Genomic DNA, 23,140 nt, shown 5'->3' with positions numbered 1-23,140 from the left:
CCTCAATCCTTCCTTGCTGCATCATTCTACCCCCCTGCCCATACATCAGGCAATCGACCAGCATTTGCCAAGGAGATAAGTTAGACGGTATGCTGGTAGCGCGCTGGGGGGCGCATGTGGGAAGCAATAACTTATGGTCCTCGCACTGGCACGCCGCGCCTTTGGTGCAGCAGTATACGGATTGTTCTTTTCAGTAGCACCATCGCTCTGTGCCGCTGAGGACTCCGTGCATGTTATGGCCACCGATTGGGGCCTGACATTGAAATCCAATGGTACCGGCTTCTATAACGATCTTGCCAAACTGGTCTTGCCAACAAGCCTTGGCTCGATTGACTATGAAATCCTGCCTTATAAGCGAGCAAAACGTGCATTCCTTGCCAAGCAGGCAGACTGCCTCTATCCAAACAGCCTCGGTTATCTGGTCAGCACAGGCACGATTAAAAAGCCAGACCAATTCGTTGGCAGCCGCAGCGTGGTGGCGGCACAGTCCCGCATTTTCAGCCCACATGGCACCCACCCACCGGCCCGGCTCGAAGACCTCAAAGGGTTGACAGTTGCTTTTGCGCTGGGGTCGGATGCACCCAAGCTTCTCAAAGGCTCTGGGGCCAACTTTGTCGCCGTGTCGGACGAAGTTGGCAAAGCGCGTATGCTTCTGGAAGGCCGGACAGATTTACTGGTAGCGGTTTTGCCGGACGCCAAGTTTGTATTTGACAGCTTGGGCACGGGCCTGCCGCCCTTTGACCCGAGGTTCTCGATTGATTCAACTGAAATCGGCTTGGTCTGCTATCGGTCTGAAACCAATGAGGCATTCATAGAAAGCTTCAACAGCCATCTTGAGGAATTGATCAAGGACGGTAGGCTTCAGGCCTTTCTGACATCCCAAGGCTTGACCCCGGCAGCCCACATGCCGCGTCAAGAATAGATGACAGTAACATTGCGACCATCGCGCTTGAGGGCCCGACAAAGCCGCCCGACTAAGGCCGAATGGCAGCGATAGGCAAGCATCGGCGGTATGGGGCTCATGTCCGGCCCGCTTTTCTTGAAATCAAGTGCATTTCTGAAGAGCTTGAGGGTAACTACATCTTTCGCTTGAGCGTGCTCAAGCGCGCCTGCCAGGCGGCGCTCAACCTCGCGCTCCAGATCCGCCAACAGGCCGCCTTCTCGCTCAGGCACGGCCTCGCGCCCTTGCTCCCATGCTTTCACCTGTGCTTCCGTAGCCAGTGTTAGCATGGAGATATCGCGCTCCGACAAGCCAAGCCCTTCGCGCAGGCATCTGAATTCGGCAGGGGTCATAGCTACACTCTCTGTTTCATGCCTACAGGCTTGCGCCAATCGCCACCAAATACAAGCCTATTGATTCGTCCAGCAAGCCGTGGGTCAGTGTAGAAAGCCGAAAGCCCCACCTATCCTTATGGCCTGTCGGAAGAGCAATTATTCATGTAGATGACACAGATTTCAGGCCATCGGTTCCAGAAAAACTATCTGGGCTGGTGCGACCAATCTATCCAACGAATCAAGAGCCATTACTCCGGTTAAACACCCGCCGAAACCCGCAGACGCCCTCAGGCTTTGCGCATTCTTGATCTTTACTGCTATAGTCACCAGTGAAGGAACCGATCAACCTTTCATCAAGGACTGCTGGATGCGTCACATTCCCCTGTTATTAGTCTTTGTTTTCCTTCTGACAATTGTCACGCGCCCCAGCAAGGCTCATCATCCAGAACTTAAAATTCCCCATATTTTCGCCACCGGCTGGGGTATCACACTCGATGCTGACGGCAGCGGTTTCTATAATGACTATGCCCGCTTCACTCTTGGCTCTGACCTGGCACAGGAGAACTATCTGGTGGCTCCCTATAAACGCGCCATGCGGAGCTTCAAGCGCGACAGGACAAGCTGCATCTACCCGAAAAGCATTGATACGCTCATGCGGACAGGCGATTGGAGCGAGGGCGAAAGCTATATCGAAAGCAGCGCCATGCTTAGGTCGCCCATGCGGATATTCTCCCGGGATGCAACCTCTATCATCCACAGTCAGGCAGACCTGCGAGGCAAGAAACTGGCGTATGCCCTTGGTGCAAAAGTCCCGAATTCAATGGGTGATATCGGCGTTGAATATGTGCCGATCGCAGATGAGGTCGACAAGGCCAAAATCCTGGAAACAGGAACTGTTGATGCCATGATCGCCAATATGCCGGACGCCTACTTCGTGTTTAAAAGCCTGGGCCAGGAGCTTCCGCCTCATGACCCAAATTATGACCCCATTCCAGTGCCCAGCATCCGTATCGTTTGCCATGACACCGCCAACAACAAGGCATTCATCAAAGAGTTCAATCACAGACTGGAAGAATTGGCCGCATCCGGTGAAATGGCAGACTATCTGAAAAAACTTGGGCTATCCCCGATAGTCTATATGCCCTGAAGCTCTTCCCTGCATACACCCCGCCCGCGGCCTATAGGGCACGCCCGGCAAGCCGGTTTCGTAGCCGCCTGATCAAACGGCCGTCCAACACCATCAGACCAACGCCAATCAGCACCAGCCCTGCAGCGTGACCGGCTTCCAGCCGCTCCCCCAGAAACAGCACGCCAAATGTGGTTGCTACAACCGGTATGGTGAGCGTCACCAGGGACGCGCTGGTCGCGCCTGCTTCGGCGATCAGACGGAAATACAGAAGATAAGCAAGCGCGGTAGACAGGAGCGACAGTGACAGCAGTGCAGCCCAAACCTTTGCTTCAGGCAGCGGCAACAGGTATGGCGCATCTATGACAAGAACGGCAGGAACCAGCATGATGGCCGCCATCGTCACCTGCCCAAAAGCCATCTGGACAGGCTGCAATCCAAGCCCGACAAACCGCCTTCCCGCGACCACCGCAAAGGCATAGGAGAGTGACCCCGCAAGAACCGACAACTGCCCCATCAATTCACCGGACATGCCGGCAAGACTGCCCGGCCCAATAATGGACACGACCCCCATAAAGCCGATCAGAACACCTGAAAAGCGCCGCATTGTCAGTCGTTCATCATGAATAAAGAAGTGCGCAACGAAAACAGTGAACAGGGGCATCGTGGCATTCAGGATGGAGGCAAGGCTGGATGCAATCTGGGTCTGCCCCCAGGCTATAAGGGAAAATGGCATAATGTTATTCAGAAGTCCCATCACGGCCAACGCGCCCCAGACCCTCCATCTGTCCGCGTGCCCGGCGCCAGGAAGCGGCACACGGGTTACCTTCATAAACAGGAATAGTCCAAATGCGGCAAATGAGACCCTGATGGCCACCACAGTCAGTGGCGGCAACGCTCCGACTGCGACCTCAATGGCCATGAAGGATGCACCCCAAAGGATGGAAAGCATTGCCAGCAGGCCCCACTGGCGCGGGCCCATCTGCAAACTTGGCTGTGTCACGATGTTTTCCTTTTGAGCACCTATGCCTTGATCACCTCGCAACATAGTGTGCCGCGCAGCTTTCTGCACGCCAATTTCGGACGTTTCAACGAAATGTAGAACTGTCAGAGACTAGTCGACCTGATCGTAATCGAGATCCGCCAGAATGTGCGTCACCCTTCCCTCTTCACCAAAAGGCAGAACAATAGACTCGCCAAACACCGACATGCCGTTTTTCGAGACAAAGTTGCCAGCCGTACGCACCGGCCGCCGCAGAAGCGCCACGTGATCCAGAATACGGCGGGAGCGTTCAGCACGGTTATGATCGGTGAATTCGCTGACCAATTTCCCGGTCATTTCCGCACCAAAGAGGACGCTGAGAGCCGTCCCGAATACGCGGTAGCGGTAATCCGGCACGCCATCTTCCTGGGGCTCTACCTCCACCAGAAATATATTGGGCAGGTGGCGTGGAAGTGCTGCAGGGCTGAATGAATCTCGGGGCGGCATCTTGCCCTTTTCCGGGCGCAGCGAAATATAGTGATCAAACATCTCTCGAAGCTGTGCACTACGTATACCAGCGCGCATGGAATCCTCGCCGACCAATAGCTGCATATCGGCATTTGCGGATGGTAGTTCGTCTAGTTCTCCAGCGATGCTTGACGCTTCAAATGATGACCCTAAAGTGCCGTCTCCTGCATTTCCAGGAACCATGTAAATACCCCTCGAACAACGATTACGCCCCAAGGTCACCTTATGGGTGAATTCCTTTCGCAATTGTAAATTCGTACAAAATTAGTTGGAATATTATCGGGCAGTATTGTGCTCTTCTCTTGATGCCCAGTGAAGGCAGGATGAGAGTGGCGACAAAAGTCAAAAATGGTTGAAACGATTTGTCGCGAGCCGGGCTCAACTCACCGCAAAAGAGCATCCAAATCAAGGCCTTGACTGTAGGCTGAAGCCGAACAATATAACATATTAATCCTGCGCAGCCCTGCCGTGGGTTAACTCTGGGGAATTCTGGAATGCCAACCAAGGCCACACGACAGGCCTGCGGTTCCATTATATTCGGGATCGTACTTGCTTCTTCTTTCGCGTCAGCAGCAGCGTCTGATGCGGCGGTAGGGGCCAGTGCATCAGTGGTTATTGACGTCGATCATCAGTCTTTTGATGCCGAGTTCTTCGAGCAATATACCCCTCAAACAGCCCTGGACATGATCAACCGGCTGCCTGGCTTCGTTTTCGACAGCGGCTCCAGTGCACGAGGCTTCGGCGGCACCGCTGGCAATGTATTGATCGACGGCACTCGCCCCACATCGAAGTCCGGTGGACTAAGTGAAGCCCTCTCACGGATACCCGCGGGACAGGTTTCCCATATCGAAGTGCAGCGCGGCGCCATTGGCGCTGGCGAAGCGGCAGGCCAAAGCATGGTGGCGAATGTGGTACGGCTGAAGAATGTCAGCACCGGCACTTGGTCCGTTGACATCCGCAAGGTAGGACCGGACCGGATCATGCCATCTGCAGGTGCCTCCTTTTCGACCCAACTGGCTGGCTGGGATACATCATTCCAGCTGGAAAGCTTCATGATCAATGAATCTCGCGACGCGGTTATTACTGCGCGTGATGCCGAAGGGACCAAGACAAGACTGCAAACCGAAGTGCGGGACGAACGCAACCGTGATGCCTCGCTGTCATTTGATGCAGGGCGTGACGTCTTTGGCGGCAGGCTTCAACTGAACGGTCGATTTGGTTTTGACAGCTGGTACGGCGACACAGAGCGCCTTGGCCGCGGCACAGGAGAACCAACAGACCCGGTCGCCGACCGTTTTTTCGATGACCACGACTTTGAAGAGTATTCAGGAGAATTCGGCGCCGACTGGTCCCGCACTTTCGAAAGCGGTTGGAAATGGCGGCTTATTGGCCTGACCACCATAGCGGACTGGACGGCACGCGACCTGATCACCAACGAAATGCCTGAAGCAACTTTGCTGGACACGACGCATTTCACGGCAAAAGAAAAAAACACGGAAACCATTTTCCGAACAACGCTTGGTAAAAATGGTGGCGCAATGGTGCAGCCTGAGTTCGGAATAGAAGGCGCCTTCAACACCCTGAATGCCAGCCTTGATATTGTGAAGACAGACGGAACCGGGGCTGAGCTTTTTGCCCTGCCCGCCAAGCCCGTGCGCGTGGAAGAAAAGCGTGCAGAAGCTTTTACCAATCTTGTGTGGAAGTTGAACGACACACTAACAATGGACGGAGGCATTAAAGCCGAAATCAGCCAAATTTCCACAAGCGGCGCAACTGACCAGGCACAGACTTTCAAGTTCCTGAAGCCTTCCGTTGGCATCACCTATACGGTCACACCTGATCTGCAGGTCGGGCTTTCCGCTGAACGCAGTGTCGGTCAACTGGATTTTGGAGATTTTGCTGCAAGCGCAGACGCATCCGATGACCGCGTGTTCGCGGGCAACCCAAACCTGAGGCCAGACCGCACTGACCGGCTGCAGGGCACATTCAACTACCAATTTGGCGAACGTGGCGCACTATCTGTCGAACTATTCTATGAATGGAAAGATGATGTACTGGAGCGCATCATCCTGCCTTCAGGCAGACAGGGCCGTGCCAATGTAGGAAGCGCCAGGCGCTGGGGCCTGGAAGCCCAGGCTAGCATCCCTACCGACCAAGTTCTGAAAGGCGGCCTGATTGAAGTGGAGCTTGATGCGAAAGACAGTAGCTTCCTGGACCCGCTCACTGGCCAAAAACGGCGCCTGCATAACTTCGTTCCGCTCGAATATGTCGTTGAGTTCCGTCATGACATACCGGACACCGAATGGTCCTGGGGCGTTGATTATAACAGCCGCTTCAATTGGCATGGCTTTTTCGTCAATGAGTTTGAAGACTTTGAAGGCGCCAGTCGCTGGGGTGGCTTTATTGAGACCACCGCCGTCAAAGGCGTCAGAATTACCCTGCGAGCCTGGAGCATCGGCGGGGTCGGCAGGGACCGAATTCGCTATCTCTACAGCCCAACCCGTGGCGACACATTCATCGGCACTGAAATCTCGGAGCGTGTCCGCGACCAGGGCTTCCGCATCTCTTTTTCGGGTCAGTTCTAACACCGCCAAAAAATTAAAGCCCGTGCGCCTAATGGGGGCTGACGCACGGGCAATCCCGGAGCTTCAGGGGGGGGAGGTAGGGGATCGCCCCGGGCCCATCAGAAATGGGGCTGAAAACCAAAATTATAAGCCCTCCCCCGATCACATTTTCTTGAACCAGGCCAGCCGGCCAAAGGTGGCGTGCGCGCCCGGCACTAAAATGCTGTTAATTTGATTTAAACTAATGTTACCTATTCTCTCCTACAGAGGACAGACAACCATCCGATTTTCGGTGTGAAAGGCCTGCCCGACAGTTTTGCGTTTTACTGCTTTAGCTCTTTCCGCAAGGAGAACGCGCAATGTCGCCGACGTCCCCCCGAAACATGCTCGCCCTGGGCCTGTTTGCGCTTATTTGCTGCGCCAATTCACCATCTGTTTCCGCACAAGATTATGATCTCGCCACTTGGGGCGAACGGGTTTATGACGCCTTCGCCTCCAAGCAACGCTACCCCAAGCGTGCCCTGGACGCCAAGCTGGAGGGTACCGTTAAGGTCGAGGTTACCGTTGGTCAAAACGGTGACATTATCGGCTTCAAGATCAACCAGTCGTCCGGGCACAATGTGCTTGACGGATCGGTGCTTCAAATCCTGAACAGGATCAATCCGCTGCCCCCGCTGCCTGAAGGGCTTTCCAGTTTCAATTTCAAGATTCCGCTGCGGTTCAACATGGATGACCAACAAACTCGATTGGGCGCAGAAGTGCAAGTGGCCCAGGCCACACCGGACTGGAAAGGCTGGCAGCGCGATGTATCCCGAATTCTGGCGCGCAATCAGGGGTATCCGACACAGCTTATAGAAGAAGGCATTGAGGGCACCGTCAGGGTCAAAGTACAGATTGCCATGGACGGCACGATCATGGCCCAACAGGTTGTTGAAAGTTCGGGCAATCCGATCCTCGACGACGAAGCCATCGACCTGATGCGGCGCATCAGCTTCCCGAAACTGCCGGAAAACAAAGAGAGCGTGTCACTAACCATCCCGCTCAGCTACAGGATCGGCGCAAAAGGATAGGCAGCCCGAGGCACACGACACACTGAGGCAAAACAAGAAAAGCCCGACCAAATGGCCGGGCTTTCTATTGTTTCGGAATGCAGGCTTTAGGCCGCTTTCGACAGCTTCTGGAACTGCTTCAGGTGATAGTCGGTATCACCGAAATAATGGTCGATCATCACAAGCCGCTTGGCAACGTGTGCCAGTTCCAGTTCCCATGTCACACCAATGCCGCCGTGCATTTGAACTGATTCCTCAGCCACCTGGCGGCCCACACGGCCAACTAGGGCTTTGGCAGCTGACAGATGCTTGTCACGGTCCTCGGCATTCAGTTTGGACGCCGCGAGAAGCACGATCGAACGAACCTGTTCAATCTCCAGGCACACATCCACAAGGCGGTGCTGAAGCACCTGGAATTTGCCGATAGGCACACCAAACTGCGTGCGCGTGCGCAAGTATTCAAGCGTCGCGTCGCGGGCATTTTCCATAGCGCCCAGGCTTTCCGCGCAAAGCGCCAGTGTAGCGCGCGCAATTGCACGGCCAAGGGCGTCTTCGGCCGCAGAGCCTGAGAGCAGCACATCGTCTGCAGCGATGGAAACACCGTCAAAGGTAATCTCGGCTGCGCCGAAACCATCATTGGTCTTGAAGGTACGCATGGACACGCCATCGGCGTCAGTCGCAACCAGCAACAGCACCAGCTTGTCACCGTCCTTGGCCGACACGATCAGAGTGTTCGCATCACCGCCGTTGACAACCATCGACTTCGCGCCCGAAAGCTTGCCGCCTTCGATCTTCGCGTCAACTTTCGCGGCATTGTAGCGCGCGCCCGGCTCATAATGGGCAAACGCCAGCTTGTGGCCACCGCCGATAACATCGTCCAAAAGTGCCGGGCCACGGCCTTCCGCTGCTTCTTCAGCCAACAGGCCTGCGCCCAGAACGGCTGTTGCGAGGAAAGGTTCCACCACGATACCGCGGCCGAGCTCTTCGGCCACGACCATGATATCAAGGCCAGAGCCACCCAGGCCGCCAACGCGCTCAGGCAACACCGCAGCCACAAGGCCCAGTTCAGCCATTTGTGCCCACACCGCTTCATCATGCCCTTTTTCCGAGCTGATCAGCTTCAGGCGGCTTTCGAAATCGCATTGCTCGCGCACAAAGCGAGACACCATGTCCTTGAGCATGCGGTGATCATCAGAGAGATTGAAATCCATAACTGTACCCTCCCTTAAAGCCCAAGGATCATCTTGGAGATGATGTTGCGCTGAATCTCGTTTGAGCCGCCATAAATGGAATATTTGCGGCGGTTGAAATATTGGCCTGCGAACAAATGCGCCCCATCAGGCCCAAGCGGCTCGGCGTTCGAGCCCATCTGATCCAGTTCCGGCATGAACGGCAGCGCATATGGGCCAACAGCCCGGCGCATCAGGTCGCTGATTTCCTGACGGATCACTGACCCTTTGATCTTGAGCATGGAACTTTCAGCGCCCGGCGCACCACCGGCCTGGGCGGCCGCAAGCACACGTAGGTTTGTCAGTTCCATGGCCATCAAATCGATTTCCACATTGGCGATACGTTCCGCGAAATGGGCATCATCAATCAGCTTGCCACCTTCGCCGTCATCGGTCTCGGCCGCAATCTTCTTCAGACGCTTCAGACCTTCCTTGGCGGCTGCCACGCCTGCAATGCCAACACGTTCGTGCTGCAGCAGGTATTTGGCATAGGTCCAGCCCATATTTTCCTGACCAACAAGGTTTTCAGCTGGCACCTTGACATTGTCAAAGAACACCTCATTCACCTCGTGGCCGCCTTCGATCGTGATGATCGGACGCATTTCCACGCCGGGCGTATTCAGGTCAATCAGCAGGAAGCTGATGCCGGTCTGTGGCTTGCCTTCTGAGGAGGTGCGCACCAGGCAGAAAATCCAGTCCGCATACTGACCAAGCGTGGTCCAGGTTTTCTGGCCATTGACAATATAATGATCACCGTCGCGCACGGCTTTAGTCTTCAGGCTTGCGAGGTCAGACCCTGATCCCGGCTCGGAATAGCCCTGACACCACCAGTCAGTGCCATCGAGAATACGTGGCAGATAGTGGGCCTTTTGTTCATCGGAACCGAAAGCAATCAACACAGGGCCAAGCATCGACAGGCCGAATGGCGGCAGCTCCGGCGCACCAGCCCGCACACACTCTTCTTCAAAGATGTGCTTCTGGAACGGCGTAAAGCCTGATCCGCCATGCTCAACTGGCCATGAATGCGCCACCCAATTCTTTTCCAAGAGGGTGCGCTGCCAGTTCAGATAATCTTCTTTCTCAAGCCCGAGGCCAGCTTTTGTTCGCTCGGAAACATGGCTTGGCAGCCTTTCTTCCAGAAACGCCCGCACTTCCGCGCGGAAGGCCAGGTCTTCATCGCTATATTCAAGACGCATTGGTCGACTCGCTGTTGGTTGAACACATTTTCATGTCATCAACTAGGCCGCATCATCCAAGGATCAAGATTTGTCGTAACAGAGAATGAATTTTTATTCGTTCTTAATAACTGACCAATTAAGTATGCATTATAACGCCTGGGGAATGGAAAGCTGCTTCGCATGGAAAAAATACTGATATTTCTGGCCCTTATCGCGACTGGAGCGGCCCACGCCGAGGAGAGCCTTTTTGGCAGCGGCAAGATATTGGCCACACCAGGTGTGATTCAGGTTGAAGGAGCTGGCGGCAGTGGCCTGAACCCTTGGGCCGTTATTTCCGGCTATGGCACCAACCGCCAAATCGGCGGCAGTGCGCACCATACCTATGTCACGACAGGTGATTTCACCCTAAACGCCACAGGCGTCACGGTGGGGCTTTTCGACCGCCTTGAGCTGAGCTTCACCCGGCAATGGTTTAACACCCGCAGCGCCGGCGGCAGGCTGGGCCTGGGGGACGGGTTCAAGTTCAACCAGGACATCGTCGGCGCCAAGGTGAAAGTGTTCGGGGATGCTGTCTATGACCAGGATAAATGGATGCCGCAGGTCTCCTTGGGCGCGCAGTATAAGAAAGCCGACAAAGGCGCGATTGTGCGCGCGGTCGGCGCCAAAGGTGATGACGATATCGATCTCTATCTGGCTGCCACCAAAATCCTTCTGGACAAAAGCTTGGTGCTCACCGGCACCGCGCGGGCGACGCGAGCCAACCAGTTCGGCCTTTTGGGCTTTGGAGGCCCGAACGGTTCGGGCAGGTCGCTGCAGTTTGAAGGGTCTGCCGCTTACCTCCTGAGCCGCCATTTTGTAGTCGGCGCAGACTATCGTACTAAGCCCGACAACCTGGCTTTCGCGGAAGAAGACGATGCCATGGCTGCCTATGTGGTTTGGCTGCCAAGCAAGCACTTCACCATCACTGCCGCCTATACTGACCTTGGGAAAATCGCGCTGCAAGGGCGTCAGCGCGGCTTCTACCTGTCTCTCCAACTGGGGTTTTAAATCATGAAACTGAAGACACTCATTCTTGCCGCTGCATTGCTCGGTGCAGCGCCGGTCGCGAATGCCGACAGCCTTTATGATGATCTGGGCGGGCTCGACAACATAACTCGTTTTACCAACCGGCTGGTGGATCGGACATTCGCGGACCCACGCACCGCCCACCAATTCAAGCAAACCAAGAAAGACCGCCTGGCCCGCCTGCTGGTGGACCAGATCTGCGAGGCCACTGGCGGCCCCTGCCGGTACAAGGGCGTGAACATGAAGAAATCCCACATAAAGCTTGGGATCACAGAGGCTGAATTCAATGCGCTGGTGGAACAACTGCAACAGGCGATGAGTGAGGCCGATGTACCGTTTCACACGCAAAACCGTCTGCTGGCGATCCTGGCCCCCATGAAGCGAGATATTGTCGAACGGTGAGTTCACAGCCATTTGACTTTGCGTTCCCACGCCTCAGATGACACTCTGAGAAAAAGGGGACACAACCATGAAAAATGTCATCGCCGCGCTGGTGCTAGCTACCAGCGTTTCCACAGTCGGGTTCGCACAAGAAACCGATGCCACGATCCGCGCCTATGCAGCTGGCTATAAGGCTGCCTTCACCTGCAGCGCCACTTTCAACGGCGGCAAGTCGCCAGAGCAGATAGAAGCGCAGGAACTGACGGGCATCTACCCACTGGTAGCTGATGTTGTGCCAACACTTGAAGCAAAAATCGATCATGACGCCAAGCGCGTCACCGTTGCCTTCAGCGATACGCTTCCGCCACGCATCAGCCAATGGCGTCCCCATCTTGGCTGCACGCAGTTGCCTGTTGGTGCAAAGGCGGAGACCACCGCAGCCTTGCCCCGCATTGATATTGACGTTCCGGCGCGCAATGACAGCGCCCCATGGTCGCGCATCCCGTCTAACTATGGAGAGGCAGACAATGAAGCACTTGCCGCACTCGTAGCCCGCGCTTTCAAGGACCCTAAATACGGCAAGGATGCCTTCACCACCGCACTTCTGGTTGCAAGCCCGGATGAAATCCTGATTGAAAGCTATATCGACGGTTATACCCACCGCACCAGCCAGCGCACATGGTCCGTCGCCAAATCCATTGCCGCCAGTGTCATCGGCGCAGCGGTAGAAGAAGGACAGATTGACATAAAAGCGCCCGCACCAGTGGCAAGCTGGCAGTCGCCGCTTGATCCGCGCAAGGGCATCACGCTGGAAAACCTTTTGCATATGGCATCGGGACTGGACAGCAACCAGGCGGGTAACCGCACAGACCGGCTTTATATCGGTGGTGGTCGGGTGGACGACACGGCCATGCGCACATCCCTTGAAGTAAATCCGGGCAGCCGCTGGAAATATGCCAATAACGATACGCTTCTTGCTGTGCGCGCACTCAAGGACGCGATAGGCGACGAACAGGCCTATCTGGAGTTTCCTTTCGAGGCACTGCTGCACAAGATCGGCATGCTGGATACCGTGCCGGAGGTGGACTGGGGCGGCAACTTTGTGATGTCCAGCCAGGTATGGACCACGTCGCGGGATCTGGCGCGCCTTGGCATTCTTTATCTGAATGACGGCACCTGGAACGGCGAGCGCATCCTGCCTGAAGGCTGGGCCAAATATGTAGCCACCTCAGCCCCAAGCCAGCCCCCTGCTGCTCGCGCAAATGGCAGCGCAATCCCGGGCTACGGCGCCCAATTCTGGCTCTATAACGAACGCTTTCCGGAACTACCGAATGACAGCTTCGCGGCCCTCGGCAACAGGGGCCAGATACTGATGATCATCCCATCAAAGAATTTGGTGATAGTGCGGCGCGGGCATGACCCTGCTGGCGGCGAAGGTTTCCAGATTCATAGCTTCGCAGCGGATGTGTTGAAAGCGCTGGAGTAACTGTAGCAAAGGCATGAACACAACCACTGCGTGACCCTGCCACCAACAAACACGTGCGCCCAAGCCGTTATCCGGCTACAATTCAATGGTGGGGCGTGCAATGGGGAGGCGTCGGCTTTTGGTCAAGAGCTTAGTGTTTCTTGTTGGCTTGCTGATTTTCAGCAGCTTTTGCTGCGTGCGCGCCGCGGATGTCTTTATCGTCACAGAAAATTATCCACCCTATAATTTCCCCGCCGATGATGGCAGCGTTGCCGGAGAAGCCACGGCGCTCGTCAACAAGGTAATGGAAGCAACTGAGCTGGACTATACCATCACCATTGGTCCCTGGGCACGAGCGGTACGCTATGCCGAAACGGCGGACAATGTGCTGATCTATTCCATCGCCCGCATCCCCAACAGGGAGAAACGCTTTCGGTGGTTGGTGCCCCTGGCGTTTGACAATTACAGGCTGTTTGCACGCAAGGATGACACGCGCATCTACACGCACGAACGTCTTATGGCGGGGGACTTTTCCGTCATCTGCGTTCGTGGTGACATCTCATGCAGCATTCTGCAAAGCACCGGCCTGCCGGAGGCCAGCATCATCCGATCAACGGACCTTGACCAGCCCGGCACCCTCAAGATGGTAGAGGCCGAGCGTGTGGACCTTTTCCCTGGCAGCATGATCAACTATAGCACAGAACAACAGCATAACGGAGCCTGGCGGGGCGCATTCAAGCCAGTATATGACCTCAACATAGGACTAACGCTTTACCTGGCAGGCGGGGCCAACCTGCGCCCTGAACTCGCGACAAAAATAGAGGTGGCGTACAAGAAGCTTGTAGGTGAAGGCAACTTCGACATGATGCAGGCAGCCACATCGACTGTGGACTAACCTGCCACACTCGCCATGCTCACAACGGGGCTGGACATTTCCCCTTCTTTGTCTCACTAAAACCTGCAATTAGGAAAACGGTGGGGGAAAACCAATGACTATTGAAGCAACCAGATCGCTGGAAGACCAGAGGGCCGATTACAAGAAACGCCGCTTCCTGGCGATGCCGGTCGCAGGAACCATTGCCTGGGCAATTGTGGGTGCCGTGGCACCCCAGCTCGCGCCACAGCACGCAGTGTGGCTATTGTTCATTTGTACCGGATCGATCTTCTATCTCGGTGTACTGATCTCTAAATTCACAGGTGAAGACCTGCTTGGCAAAAACAGGCCAAAGAACACCTTCGACAGCCTGTTCCTTCAGACTGTTGTTATGGCCCTTCTTGTCTTTGCCATTGCCATTCCCTTCCTGCAGCAGGACTATACGTCGTTGCCGCTTACAGTTGGCATCCTGACGGGGCTGATGTGGGTGCCGCTCTCATGGGCCATTGAACACTGGGTTGGGCTATTTCACGGCATTGTTCGTACAGGCCTCGTCCTGGGCGCCTGGTACCTATTCCCGAACGACCGCTTCCTTGCGGTGCCCTTGGCTGTTGTCGCGGTCTATCTGGTAACAATCGTGATCCTGGAAAAGCGCTGGCGAGCTGTGAACGCGGGCTAACCCTGTTCCTAGAAGATACTGCTGTGGGTCATGCTTGTGAACATCTCAAGCGCAGCTGTACCCACGTATGAGTTACCGAACTGGTCCAGTTCCGGCGACCAGACTGCCACGCTCATCTTGCCTGGTATAACCGCCAGAATGCCGCCGCCCACCCCACTTTTGGCTGGCACGCCAACACGGTAGGCGAAGCTGCCGACGCTATCATACATACCGCATGTCAACATCACGGCATTGATGCGCTTGGCTTGCGCTGCAGAGACGACGGCAGCGTCATGAAGGGCCGAATAACCGCCTGTTGCGAGCGGCAAGCCCGCAAGCGCCAGATCCTTGCAACTCATGGTCATGGCGCACTGGTAGCAATATGTTTCCAGTAGAGTATCGACATCCTGGTCGATGTTGCCGTGGCTTTTCATCAGGTGGGCCATCGCACGGTTAAGGTCCGAGTGCGCCAGTTCGGAATTCATTACCGCAGCATCCGTATCAACCGCCTCATTCATCGCCAAAAACCGAAGATAGTTGCGGATACGGTGCTTGGTATCACCCTTCAGGCCCATCAGCAGATCAAGCGTCGCGAGTGCGCCAGGATTGATGAAGGGGTTGCGGGGCACGCCCTGTTCCATTTCCAGCTTGATCAAGCTGTTGAAGCGGTCGCCCGATGGTTCCTTGCCAACCCGTGTCCAGACCATGTCGCCAAAGTGGGACATGACGAGTTCCAGCACGAAAAGCTTCGAGATACTCTGGATAGAGAATGGCTCAAACGCATCCCCGACCGTGAAGCTTTCACCGGACGCCAACTGCACTGCCATACCAAATTTGCTGGCCGGCACGCGCCCCAGCGCAGGAATATAATTCGCCACTTTCCCTTTGCCGAAATGCGGCTGCACTGCCTCAGCGATATAGTCCAGCAATGCCTGATAATCGAGCACGTTCCAAAATTCCTCTCTGTCCAGTCCGCAAGATTAGACGGACAAAGGCCTGAAAAAAAGAGCACAATTATGCACCGCTGCCCTGCGCGCGGAACATAGTTTGGCCACAGAAATACCCCACAAGCCGCCGGGCGCTTGCCCAAAGTCAAGGATTTGTGAGGCAGGTGCGGCTTTAAGACGCTTTGCCTTTCGGCGATTTTATGGCAATTAGGCGCACAACTGATTTTCGCTGTGGTCCGAACATGATCGCAGCTCAAGAGAATGACATGCAAGAGAGTATGACTGTAGAAAAGGTGACAGACGCGGCGACAGGTGCACCCGTCCGCTCGGGCAAGCACCCGGAAGCGGCTGACTTCCCGCTGAAGGAAGCGCGCAAGCTGGTGAAGGATCTGTGGAAGCCTGACGCCCGCATCTACTGGACAGATTTTACGCTCTCAGCTGCCATCGGCTGGGGCGCGGTTGCTGTGGCAACCATGGCTGCCAACTATTCGCTGATGCAAATCCTTGCCCTTGTTGTGGCCACGCTCGGCCTCTACCGCGCCGTTATCTTCATTCATGAGATCGCGCATTTCCGCAAAGGTACTTTCACGGCCTTCAGGCGCTTTTTCAATGCCTTCTGCGGCATGCCCATGATGGTGCCGGCTTATACATATGCCGACGTGCATATCGACCACCATAAACCGCAAGTATACGGCACGGCAGAAGACGGCGAATATCTGCCGTTCGCCGTGGACAAACCATGGAAGATTGTGGCTTTCATCGTGCAGGCGCTGATCGTGCCTGGCCTGCTGCTGCTGCGCTATACGGTGCTGATGCCGCTGACGCTGATCATTCCCGCCTTCCGCCGCTATGTTTGGAAGCGTGCCAGCTCGCTGGTCATTGATTTCGCCTATATCCGGCCAGAGCCCAAGAAAGATCAGGTCGCGGGTTGGCTCCTGGAAGACATCTTCACCGGCATCTATGCCTATGTGGCCCTTGGCCTGATGTATATGGGTACCCTGCCCTGGAAGCTCCTGGCCGTGTGGTATGTAGTCACGATCCTGATTTTTGTGCTGAACGGCCTGCGCACATTGGCCGCCCACGCCTACAGGAACGGCGGGCGCGAGCGCATGACCCAGCAGGAAGAGTTCCTCGATAGCGTGGACATCCCTGGCAACCGCTATATCTCTGCGCTTTGGGCACCTGTAGGGCTCCGCTTCCATGCAACGCACCACCTGTTTCCTGGCATGCCATACCATTCGCTTGAGAAAGCCTATTTCCGGCTGAAGGCCGAGCTGCCGGACAACCGCCTGTATCTTGCGGCCACGCGCCCAAGCCTGATGGCTGCTGTTGCACAATTGTGGCGTGAAGCCAAAGCTGCACAGAAGGATGCTCAGAAGGCAGCCTGAAGCACCCCCGGCTAAACCAATCGCCTATAGCAATAGTGCCTCACTGACGTTACAAGGTAACGAAACTTCCAGATGGGGATCCGGCTTTATGGCTTATCGACTTTTTGTGTTGGCGCTTGGTGCGCTGCTTTTTGCGACGCCCGCCTTCAGCAAAAATATCAGTGCGGCAACTGGCGAAGAAGCCATTGTGGTGGGGACGCGCCACCGCATTAGCTCCACGGCCCTAGATGGCGACCGTTTTATTCGCGTTCACTTGCCAGAAGGCCATGACGCTAGCTCGGGCAAAAGCTATCCGGTCCTGTACCTGCTGGATGGCCAACGCTATTTCAGTCACGGCATCGGGCTGGCGAAAAGCCTTGGGGATTTCGGCAAAGTCCCTGATCTGATCGTTGTTGGCATCGAGAGCTCCGCCGTGTTCGATGACCGCGCCGCCGACTTCGTTGCAAATGCTGCCGCCTACCAGCGCTTCCTCAAGGACGAGCTACTACCCTTCATGACCGACCGCTACGGCGCTGGGGATGTCCGCCTGCTGTTCGGCTGGCAATATGCCGGGCGCATGGTGATGAACAGCTTTATCGCCGACAGCACCCTGTTCGACACCTATGTCACCGCCAGCACCTGGCCGCTTGACCGCGACTTTATTGGTACGTTCACTGGAACACTCAAGGCCGCGCCACACTCTAACACCAAGCTTGTGATTGCAATTGCTGACAATGAAGGCGTGGTCACTCTGGCAGCACAAGCCATCCGGGAATCGCTTGAGGCAAATGCCGGCGACCGCATCAAATGGACGGTCAAGGAATATACCGACGAAGAGCATGTCACCACCGCCTACCGCACAATCGCCCTGGGCCTGAATGAAGCCTTCGCCGACTATCGCTGGATACGGTTCGAAGATGTGGCCGAATATCAGGCCTTCGGCGGCATCCCCGCGGTGCGTGCCTTCTACGAGGCGCGGGCTTCAAAATATGGCACCGCGCCAGAGGTGGACAATGAGACGATCCACAGAATCGCGATGATATCGGTTCGTGAAGGCAACATGAACACACTGACGGAAGTGCTGGACGCCTTCCCTGAGTTCCTGACCCACACCAGCGCCTATTGGCTGACAAGCTTCGGCAATGCCTATCTTGAAGGCGGCATGCCCGAAAAAGCACTGCCTCTCTTTGAGATCGGCATCAAGCGCTTTCCAGACAATACCGACATCCAGACAGGGCTAAAAGCAGCGCACGGCGTACTTGACGAAGACTGAAGCTCGCAAGCCTAGCCGTCCAGCATGGAAAGTAACTTTTGAACCGTGTTCCAGTTGCGCGCAGTGGCTGGCACACCCAGCTTCTTGTCGGTCAGCAATGGTGTCAATTTTGACCGGCCAGACCCTTCAGTGAAATAGATATGGATCGTGTGCCCCTTATACGCAATCATCTCCGGCCCTTCGTATGCGCTGAAGAGAGTTTCGATATGCGCTGCGTCTGGCGTACCTTTCAGGAAAGCTAACTGCAGAAACTTGGGATCAAGCTCACCTTTCGGGCTATCGCCATCAGCAAATGGGCAGGCCGCTACTTCCCCGCGGAAGCCGTTTTCCGATAGCACCATAATATCCACAGGAAAGCCGAAGGCGTTTTCGATGGCGCGTTCCAGCTTGCTCCTGGCCGCCTCTGCCGTGCCCTTGCCATCAAAGACCAGGTTGCCCGACTGGATATAATGCTGCACGCCCGCAAAGCCGCATTTTGACACCACTTCCTTAAGGTCCGCCATGTTGATTTTCTTGTGGCCACCCACATTGATGCCACGCAACAGCGCTACGAATTTGGTCATAACATTCCCATCTCAGTTTCCGCGCACCATGGCGGCATAATATGACGACCTCAAGATGTAAATTGGACTGAATGATCGGTCGGACGCCAAAAAATTGACCCGCCCTCGGGGGAACGGGGCGGGTCAGTCAGCGAGGGCCTCCTTTGGATGGAGAGGGAGGAGACCCTTTGGGGGTCGCTTAAACGAGGAATGTCTCTTTTACGAACTGCGCCAGGCTTTGGATCAAGTCCATCATAGACAAAATTTGGGCATGCTCTTGACATGGCCTTAATTTATCCCTATTTGATACCTATAGGTTACATTAAAGAACCCCAAGGAAACAAAAAGGGAAAGTTATGACCGAGGACACCAAACCTGATATCAACCAAAAAAACGCCGGCGGACGCCAAAAAGTTACCCAGGCAATTTTGTGGGCTGCCGCGCTGATCGGCAGCGCCCTCTTGCTGAAAGGCACAGAACAGGCAGACAAAGTAATGTGGCTTCTGATCGTTCTGGCCGCCACCAGCACGCTTACTGGCGGCAGCCTGGCGTGCGAAAGACGCATGTGGCGCAAATTGATTGGTAAGAGCGAGTAAAAAGGGCGGGGAAATCCCCGCCCTCTATCATCTGCAGGAACTGACTTTTGAAGCCTAGTCGTCGCTCATGGCGGCGCGCGCAGCTTCCAGCGCCTTGATGCCATCCACATGCATCTGCTGCCGGCCAAGCGCGTCGGCGAGTGCGGTCAGGCACAGTTCCACATTCTCCTCGCGTGCGGATGTTCCCATCAGCCCGATACGCCATACCTTGCCCGCCATCGGCCCAAGCCCTGCACCGATTTCCAGATCATATTCCGCCAGGAGATGCGCACGCACCGCGGCTTCATCGATGCTGTCCGGCACCTTGACCGCGTTCAGCATGGGCAGGCGCACGTCGGCATCCACAAGCATTTCAAGCCCCATTGCCTCAAGGCCTGCCACAAGGCCTTCATGCATCACCGCATGGCGGGCATGGCTTTCTTCAAGCCCCTCTTCGAACAGCATCACGAGACTTTCATGCAGGCCGTAAAGCGGATTCACAGGCGCCGTATGATGATAGGACCGCCCCCCCGTGCCGTCCCAGTATGCCATCACCAGGCTGAGATCCAGGAACCAGCTTTGTACTGGCGTTTTACGTGCCCGCACGCGGTCCAGCGCGCGCTCGGAAAAGCTTACAGGTGAAAGCCCCGGCGTGCAGGAAAGGCATTTCTGGCTGCCGGAATAAATGGCGTCGATGCCCCATTTGTCCACCTCAACCGGCAGGCCACCCAAGCTGGTCACGGCATCAACAATGGTCAGGCAATCATATTCCCGCGCCAGATCGCACAGTGCTTTGGCATCTGCACACACCCCCGTGGAGGTCTCTGCGTGCACGAAGGCCAGAATTTTAGCGTCTGGGTTGGCTTCCAGCACCATTGCCACTTTTGCCGGCAGCGGGGCCTTTCCCCATTCAAATTCCACCATCAAAGGCACGCCACCGGCGCGGATCACATTTTCCTTCATCCGCTCGCCGAACACACCGTACTTGACCACGGCGACCTTGTCGCCGGGCTCAATCAGGTTGACAAAGCACATTTCCATACCCGCTGAACCGGGAGCCGAGACCGGGAAAGTCATGGAATTTTCAGTTTTGAAAAGTGCACGCAGGCCTTCCTTCAGCTCTTCCATCATGCGCTGGAATTCAGGGTCCAGGTGACCAAGTGTGGGGCGTGCCATTGCCTCGAGGATACGGTCGTGAACGTCCGATGGGCCGGGCCCCATCAGTGTGCGTTTCGGGGGGATGAATGATTGCATGGGAAGCACTCCTGAAAAGTCACAAATCGGTTGATTGTCTATGACATAGGCGGGCGCCAGCATATGTCGAACAGGGCGCGGCTTTTGTAGCCCATATGACTATCCGGTGCAACCTGCCCACCGCCGCCCCAGCATGCTTGGCGCCCTGAGTTAGTTGGGCTGACTATTTTTTTGGCCGATGTCTAAATTATAATCAGGTTTTTCTCGTTGGAATTGCATCAATAGTCTCAAAAAAGGACTAAATCTCTGTTTTTATTTTCATTCTTGAGCACCTCCCATGCTGGCACGTGCCTTGCTAATTCACGCCAGAGTCCGGACACAGCAGGCAGAAAATAAGACGCCCAATCAGAATAAAATCCCAGCAGGATGAAGCGATGACATTTCAACCCACTTTTACCCTTGTCTGTCATATTGACGACATCCCGGCCCGCGGGGCCCGCCGCATTTATACGAGCGCCTTTGAAGTGGCGCTGTTTCGTACCTCGGACAACAGGATTTTTGCCCTGAAAAACGAGTGCCCACACAAACACGCTGCCTTGTCGGAAGGGATTGTGCATGGCCATTCCGTTGCCTGCCCGCTTCATAATTGGGTGATTGACCTGAAAACCGGCACCGCACAGGGCGCGAACGAAGGCTGCACCCCCGCCCTTGAGACAAAAACTGACGAAAAAGGGAACATCTATCTGGCAATACCAAAGGAAGAAGGCGCAGCCGCATGACAGACACGCTAAAGAATTGCAGCGTGTGAATATATGACTTTCCTGATAAAAATCGAACGTGCTTATCACTTGCCGTAGATAAAAATCAGGAGCCGAAACATGGCTGATGCGACCCACACTATCCCACTGGCCAATCTGGCGCTGGCGCTCTTGCCGGTCGCCGTCGTGGTCGCCATCCTGCACACATGGTCACGTGACGCGAGGGAAACCCTATATGGTTTTGCCCGAATGATCCTTCAATTGTCGCTCATCGGGTATTTCCTGGTTTACCTGTTCGCAGCGGAAACGCCCTGGGTGGTCGTCTCGGTTCTGGCCATAATGGCCCTTGTTTCCAGCTGGATTTCACTAAGGACAACCAAGCTTTCCAGACGCACGCTGTATCCGGTCGCGTTACTGGCAATCGCACTTGGGGGCGGCTCTGTCCTAGCCCTGATCACACAAGGAGTTCTGCGCCCCGACCCGTGGTTCAAACCGCAAGTCATGGTCCCGCTGGCTGGGATGATTTTCGCAGCTTCAATGAACAGTGTCAGCCTTGCTGCAGAACGCCTCGCCGCAGAGATGAAGCGCGGCGACGACTATCTGACCGCACGCTCGGTGGCCCTCAAAGCGGCCCTCATTCCCATCACAAACAGCTTGTTTGCTGTTGGGCTGGTATCGCTGCCCGGCATGATGACAGGGCAAATCCTTTCCGGCGTATCGCCCCTTGTCGCAGCGCGCTACCAGATCATGGTGATGTGTATGATGTTTGCCGCAGCCGGGCTGTCAGCAACGCTTTTCCTCTTGTTCATTCGGCCACAGGCAGAGCAATTCACGTCAGAAAAAGCGCCTTAAAGATGTAAAAAATAACTCATGGTATCATTAATAGCGTTATATCGCGACAGTTTGCCGCAAACAAACACAAGACAGATTGTGATCTCTTTAAATAAAATTAAGAATACATCATATAAGCTATATGTAGATATATTTTCTAGCCAACAAGGAGCTGGAGATATGAAGTATTTTAAAACTCAGATACGGTATCACGTGGCAAAGTTTCTTGCCCTTGTTAGTGCGACTTTACTGTTGGGGATGACCGCAACTTCGGGCGCGTCGGCGCAAACCGATACATTTCAGGTCACTGCAACCGTGAATGCTACCTGCTCCGTCAGCGCAACAGATTTGGCCTTTGGCGTTTATGACCCGTTTTCTGCAACAGATATCGATGGCACCGTAACACTGACCGTTCTCTGCACTAACACGACCGACTATGACATCGGCCTGGATGAGGGCACGGGCCAAGGCGCAACAGTGACCACCCGCGTTATGGAATCCGGCGCCAATGACCTGACTTATTCGCTCTATCAAAACACCCAGCGCACCACAGTTTGGGGCGATACTGTTGGCGTCGATACTGTGTCCGATACAGGTACCGGATCAAACCAGACCTTTACGGTATATGGCAGATTGTTTGCGCTTCAGAACGCAGCCCCCGGGTCCTATAGCGACACCGTAACAGTGACAGTAACTTTCTAGAGAGTTATACTGCTTCATATGGGGAAGGAAAGGCGAATGCTGCAATGCTGAAACAGGTGATGCACGCATGACACTTGCGGATTTATTGACCAGACATTGGCATCGCTCTGCCACCAGAAGCGCGGCCATTCTGGCCATCTGGTCTCAGATTTTGCTTGCCAGTCAGCAAGCCGCCGCAGACAGCCCCCAAGAAAACAACTTGCACAAAAACACTAAAAGACCCACCGCGCGCATTGGCGTCTCAGCTGTGGTTCTGCCGCGCTGCATTGTCCGCATGGCCAGAGTACAGGTGGCAGGTTCTGCAGAACCGCTCGAAATTTTATGCACACGTGAGACCGATTATCAGCTAGCCGTGCAAAGGCCAGGGCAGCAGTCCGTCTCGATAAAAACAGCTGCCTACCAGTCAACAAATATCAACAAGGCAGGCAATCTATATGGCCAGGCGTCCTACTATCAGTTACCTAGAGGAAACTCAGCCAAAAAAAGAGAAACTGGCGCTTCAGGCGAAATCACCATTTTAGCGCTGGATTTCTAGGGAAGCAGGGAGCAATTTTTCATGAATAACGTCGCACGATTT

Annotated in this window: 24 protein-coding genes; 16 read left to right on the top strand and 8 right to left on the bottom strand. The window is 55.2% G+C overall.

The features are described 5' to 3' along the window. The first annotated feature begins 133 nt into the window (after window positions 1–133). Entirely contained in the window at window positions 134–922 is a 789-nt protein-coding gene (locus KORM41_RS09835; RefSeq protein WP_068143912.1) for a substrate-binding periplasmic protein, read from the top strand. On the opposite strand, the gene KORM41_RS09830 is transcribed toward KORM41_RS09835, so the two are convergent. After that, window positions 913–1,293: a helix-turn-helix domain-containing protein gene (locus KORM41_RS09830; protein WP_068143910.1), complete on the bottom strand. Its 381-nt coding sequence runs from the start codon at window positions 1,291–1,293 to the stop codon at window positions 913–915. The genes KORM41_RS09835 and KORM41_RS09830 overlap by 10 nt on opposite strands. Before the next feature lie 349 nt (window positions 1,294–1,642). Here KORM41_RS09830 and KORM41_RS09825 point away from each other — a divergent pair, with 349 nt between their 5' ends. Next, on the top strand, window positions 1,643–2,422 hold the full coding sequence (locus KORM41_RS09825) for a substrate-binding periplasmic protein (RefSeq protein WP_068143908.1): 780 nt from the start codon (window positions 1,643–1,645) through the stop codon (window positions 2,420–2,422). Window positions 2,423–2,453: 31 nt separating this feature from the next. On the opposite strand, the gene KORM41_RS09820 is transcribed toward KORM41_RS09825, so the two are convergent. Then, window positions 2,454–3,404: a DMT family transporter gene (locus tag KORM41_RS09820; RefSeq protein WP_231727082.1), complete on the bottom strand. Its 951-nt coding sequence runs from the start codon at window positions 3,402–3,404 to the stop codon at window positions 2,454–2,456. A gap of 111 nt (window positions 3,405–3,515) precedes the next feature. After that, on the bottom strand, window positions 3,516–4,094 hold the full coding sequence (locus KORM41_RS09815; RefSeq protein WP_082719675.1) for a PAS domain-containing protein: 579 nt from the start codon (window positions 4,092–4,094) through the stop codon (window positions 3,516–3,518). Between the two features lie 311 nt (window positions 4,095–4,405). On the opposite strand from KORM41_RS09815, the gene KORM41_RS09810 reads away from it, so the two are divergent. Continuing rightward, the gene (locus KORM41_RS09810; RefSeq protein WP_068143902.1) at window positions 4,406–6,496 is read left to right on the top strand and encodes a TonB-dependent receptor domain-containing protein; all 2,091 of its coding nucleotides are present in this window, start codon (window positions 4,406–4,408) and stop codon (window positions 6,494–6,496) included. A 338-nt stretch (window positions 6,497–6,834) separates the two neighbouring features. Next, entirely contained in the window at window positions 6,835–7,545 is a 711-nt protein-coding gene (locus tag KORM41_RS09805) for an energy transducer TonB (protein WP_082719674.1), read from the top strand. 86 nt (window positions 7,546–7,631) lie between these two features. Here the strand turns inward: KORM41_RS09805 and KORM41_RS09800 are convergent, their stop codons facing one another. Together KORM41_RS09800 and KORM41_RS09795 are read right to left on the bottom strand one after the other, a co-directional pair. Continuing rightward, on the bottom strand, window positions 7,632–8,735 hold the full coding sequence (locus KORM41_RS09800) for an acyl-CoA dehydrogenase family protein (RefSeq protein ID WP_068143898.1): 1,104 nt from the start codon (window positions 8,733–8,735) through the stop codon (window positions 7,632–7,634). 14 nt (window positions 8,736–8,749) lie between these two features. Then, window positions 8,750–9,949 carry an acyl-CoA dehydrogenase family protein gene (locus KORM41_RS09795; RefSeq protein ID WP_068143896.1) on the bottom strand — a complete coding sequence of 400 codons (1,200 nt, stop codon included), beginning with the start codon at window positions 9,947–9,949 and terminating at the stop codon, window positions 8,750–8,752. A gap of 162 nt (window positions 9,950–10,111) precedes the next feature. On the opposite strand from KORM41_RS09795, the gene KORM41_RS09790 reads away from it, so the two are divergent. The 5 genes from KORM41_RS09790 to KORM41_RS09770 all read left to right on the top strand — a co-directional run bounded on the left by KORM41_RS09790 (window position 10,112) and on the right by KORM41_RS09770 (window position 14,395). After that, complete coding sequence (locus KORM41_RS09790; RefSeq protein WP_068143894.1) at window positions 10,112–10,978, top strand: DUF3034 family protein; 867 nt, start codon at window positions 10,112–10,114, stop codon at window positions 10,976–10,978. Window positions 10,979–10,981: 3 nt separating this feature from the next. Next, on the top strand, window positions 10,982–11,398 hold the full coding sequence (locus KORM41_RS09785; RefSeq protein WP_197420924.1) for a group I truncated hemoglobin: 417 nt from the start codon (window positions 10,982–10,984) through the stop codon (window positions 11,396–11,398). 67 nt (window positions 11,399–11,465) lie between these two features. Then, the gene (locus tag KORM41_RS09780) at window positions 11,466–12,863 is read left to right on the top strand and encodes a serine hydrolase domain-containing protein (RefSeq protein ID WP_068143892.1); all 1,398 of its coding nucleotides are present in this window, start codon (window positions 11,466–11,468) and stop codon (window positions 12,861–12,863) included. A gap of 118 nt (window positions 12,864–12,981) precedes the next feature. After that, complete coding sequence (locus tag KORM41_RS09775; protein WP_197420923.1) at window positions 12,982–13,737, top strand: substrate-binding periplasmic protein; 756 nt, start codon at window positions 12,982–12,984, stop codon at window positions 13,735–13,737. Between the two features lie 94 nt (window positions 13,738–13,831). After that, window positions 13,832–14,395 carry a DUF7010 family protein gene (locus KORM41_RS09770; RefSeq protein ID WP_068143888.1) on the top strand — a complete coding sequence of 188 codons (564 nt, stop codon included), beginning with the start codon at window positions 13,832–13,834 and terminating at the stop codon, window positions 14,393–14,395. Window positions 14,396–14,403: 8 nt separating this feature from the next. Here the strand turns inward: KORM41_RS09770 and KORM41_RS09765 are convergent, their stop codons facing one another. Continuing rightward, a complete protein-coding gene (locus KORM41_RS09765) occupies window positions 14,404–15,321 on the bottom strand; it encodes a glutaminase (protein ID WP_068143885.1) in 918 nt (305 codons plus the stop codon). Window positions 15,322–15,599: 278 nt separating this feature from the next. Between KORM41_RS09765 and KORM41_RS09760 the strand changes: the two genes are divergently transcribed. Both KORM41_RS09760 and KORM41_RS09755 read left to right on the top strand, forming a co-directional pair. Then, window positions 15,600–16,709: a fatty acid desaturase family protein gene (locus tag KORM41_RS09760; RefSeq protein ID WP_197420922.1), complete on the top strand. Its 1,110-nt coding sequence runs from the start codon at window positions 15,600–15,602 to the stop codon at window positions 16,707–16,709. Between the two features lie 88 nt (window positions 16,710–16,797). Continuing rightward, window positions 16,798–17,961 (top strand): alpha/beta hydrolase, encoded by a 1,164-nt coding sequence (locus KORM41_RS09755; RefSeq protein WP_068143882.1) that lies wholly within the window; start codon window positions 16,798–16,800, stop codon window positions 17,959–17,961. 11 nt (window positions 17,962–17,972) lie between these two features. Here the strand turns inward: KORM41_RS09755 and KORM41_RS09750 are convergent, their stop codons facing one another. Continuing rightward, the gene (locus KORM41_RS09750) at window positions 17,973–18,524 is read right to left on the bottom strand and encodes a DUF1697 domain-containing protein (RefSeq protein WP_068143880.1); all 552 of its coding nucleotides are present in this window, start codon (window positions 18,522–18,524) and stop codon (window positions 17,973–17,975) included. Window positions 18,525–18,859: 335 nt separating this feature from the next. Between KORM41_RS09750 and KORM41_RS09745 the strand changes: the two genes are divergently transcribed. After that, a complete protein-coding gene (locus tag KORM41_RS09745; protein WP_068143878.1) occupies window positions 18,860–19,099 on the top strand; it encodes a hypothetical protein in 240 nt (79 codons plus the stop codon). 54 nt (window positions 19,100–19,153) lie between these two features. On the opposite strand, the gene KORM41_RS09740 is transcribed toward KORM41_RS09745, so the two are convergent. Further along, a complete protein-coding gene (locus KORM41_RS09740) occupies window positions 19,154–20,332 on the bottom strand; it encodes a pyridoxal-phosphate-dependent aminotransferase family protein (RefSeq protein ID WP_068143877.1) in 1,179 nt (392 codons plus the stop codon). Between the two features lie 374 nt (window positions 20,333–20,706). On the opposite strand from KORM41_RS09740, the gene nirD reads away from it, so the two are divergent. From nirD to KORM41_RS09720, 4 genes are all read left to right on the top strand, one after another. Continuing rightward, window positions 20,707–21,051 carry a nitrite reductase small subunit NirD gene (gene nirD, locus KORM41_RS09735; protein WP_068143875.1) on the top strand — a complete coding sequence of 115 codons (345 nt, stop codon included), beginning with the start codon at window positions 20,707–20,709 and terminating at the stop codon, window positions 21,049–21,051. Between the two features lie 99 nt (window positions 21,052–21,150). Beyond that, the gene (locus KORM41_RS09730) at window positions 21,151–21,882 is read left to right on the top strand and encodes an ABC transporter permease (RefSeq protein ID WP_068143873.1); all 732 of its coding nucleotides are present in this window, start codon (window positions 21,151–21,153) and stop codon (window positions 21,880–21,882) included. Between the two features lie 159 nt (window positions 21,883–22,041). Beyond that, on the top strand, window positions 22,042–22,563 hold the full coding sequence (locus KORM41_RS09725; protein ID WP_068143871.1) for a Csu type fimbrial protein: 522 nt from the start codon (window positions 22,042–22,044) through the stop codon (window positions 22,561–22,563). A 67-nt stretch (window positions 22,564–22,630) separates the two neighbouring features. After that, on the top strand, window positions 22,631–23,098 hold the full coding sequence (locus KORM41_RS09720) for a hypothetical protein (RefSeq protein WP_068143869.1): 468 nt from the start codon (window positions 22,631–22,633) through the stop codon (window positions 23,096–23,098). The last annotated feature ends 42 nt before the right edge of the window (window positions 23,099–23,140 follow it).

Source organism: Kordiimonas lipolytica, assembly GCF_001550065.1.
This window is presented reverse-complemented; position numbering and strand designations above follow the sequence as displayed.

Bases quoted from the DNA above. Each gene is read 5' to 3' on its own strand.
- KORM41_RS09805 (WP_082719674.1), top strand. From the start codon at position 6,835: ATGTCGCCGACGTCCCCCCGAAACATGCTCGCCCTGGGCCTGTTTGCG.
- KORM41_RS09825 (WP_068143908.1), top strand. From the start codon at position 1,643: ATGCGTCACATTCCCCTGTTATTAGTCTTTGTTTTCCTTCTGACAATT.
- KORM41_RS09725 (WP_068143871.1), top strand. From the start codon at position 22,042: ATGAAGTATTTTAAAACTCAGATACGGTATCACGTGGCAAAGTTTCTT.
- KORM41_RS09720 (WP_068143869.1), top strand. From the start codon at position 22,631: ATGACACTTGCGGATTTATTGACCAGACATTGGCATCGCTCTGCCACC.
- KORM41_RS09740 (WP_068143877.1), bottom strand. From the start codon at position 20,332: ATGCAATCATTCATCCCCCCGAAACGCACACTGATGGGGCCCGGCCCA.
- KORM41_RS09745 (WP_068143878.1), top strand. From the start codon at position 18,860: ATGACCGAGGACACCAAACCTGATATCAACCAAAAAAACGCCGGCGGA.
- KORM41_RS09815 (WP_082719675.1), bottom strand. From the start codon at position 4,094: ATGGTTCCTGGAAATGCAGGAGACGGCACTTTAGGGTCATCATTTGAA.
- KORM41_RS09830 (WP_068143910.1), bottom strand. From the start codon at position 1,293: ATGACCCCTGCCGAATTCAGATGCCTGCGCGAAGGGCTTGGCTTGTCG.
- KORM41_RS09770 (WP_068143888.1), top strand. From the start codon at position 13,832: ATGACTATTGAAGCAACCAGATCGCTGGAAGACCAGAGGGCCGATTAC.
- KORM41_RS09730 (WP_068143873.1), top strand. From the start codon at position 21,151: ATGGCTGATGCGACCCACACTATCCCACTGGCCAATCTGGCGCTGGCG.
- KORM41_RS09835 (WP_068143912.1), top strand. From the start codon at position 134: ATGGTCCTCGCACTGGCACGCCGCGCCTTTGGTGCAGCAGTATACGGA.
- KORM41_RS09790 (WP_068143894.1), top strand. From the start codon at position 10,112: ATGGAAAAAATACTGATATTTCTGGCCCTTATCGCGACTGGAGCGGCC.
- KORM41_RS09795 (WP_068143896.1), bottom strand. From the start codon at position 9,949: ATGCGTCTTGAATATAGCGATGAAGACCTGGCCTTCCGCGCGGAAGTG.
- KORM41_RS09780 (WP_068143892.1), top strand. From the start codon at position 11,466: ATGAAAAATGTCATCGCCGCGCTGGTGCTAGCTACCAGCGTTTCCACA.
- KORM41_RS09800 (WP_068143898.1), bottom strand. From the start codon at position 8,735: ATGGATTTCAATCTCTCTGATGATCACCGCATGCTCAAGGACATGGTG.
- KORM41_RS09750 (WP_068143880.1), bottom strand. From the start codon at position 18,524: ATGACCAAATTCGTAGCGCTGTTGCGTGGCATCAATGTGGGTGGCCAC.
- KORM41_RS09785 (WP_197420924.1), top strand. From the start codon at position 10,982: ATGAAACTGAAGACACTCATTCTTGCCGCTGCATTGCTCGGTGCAGCG.
- KORM41_RS09760 (WP_197420922.1), top strand. From the start codon at position 15,600: ATGACTGTAGAAAAGGTGACAGACGCGGCGACAGGTGCACCCGTCCGC.
- KORM41_RS09755 (WP_068143882.1), top strand. From the start codon at position 16,798: ATGGCTTATCGACTTTTTGTGTTGGCGCTTGGTGCGCTGCTTTTTGCG.
- nirD (WP_068143875.1), top strand. From the start codon at position 20,707: ATGACATTTCAACCCACTTTTACCCTTGTCTGTCATATTGACGACATC.
- KORM41_RS09810 (WP_068143902.1), top strand. From the start codon at position 4,406: ATGCCAACCAAGGCCACACGACAGGCCTGCGGTTCCATTATATTCGGG.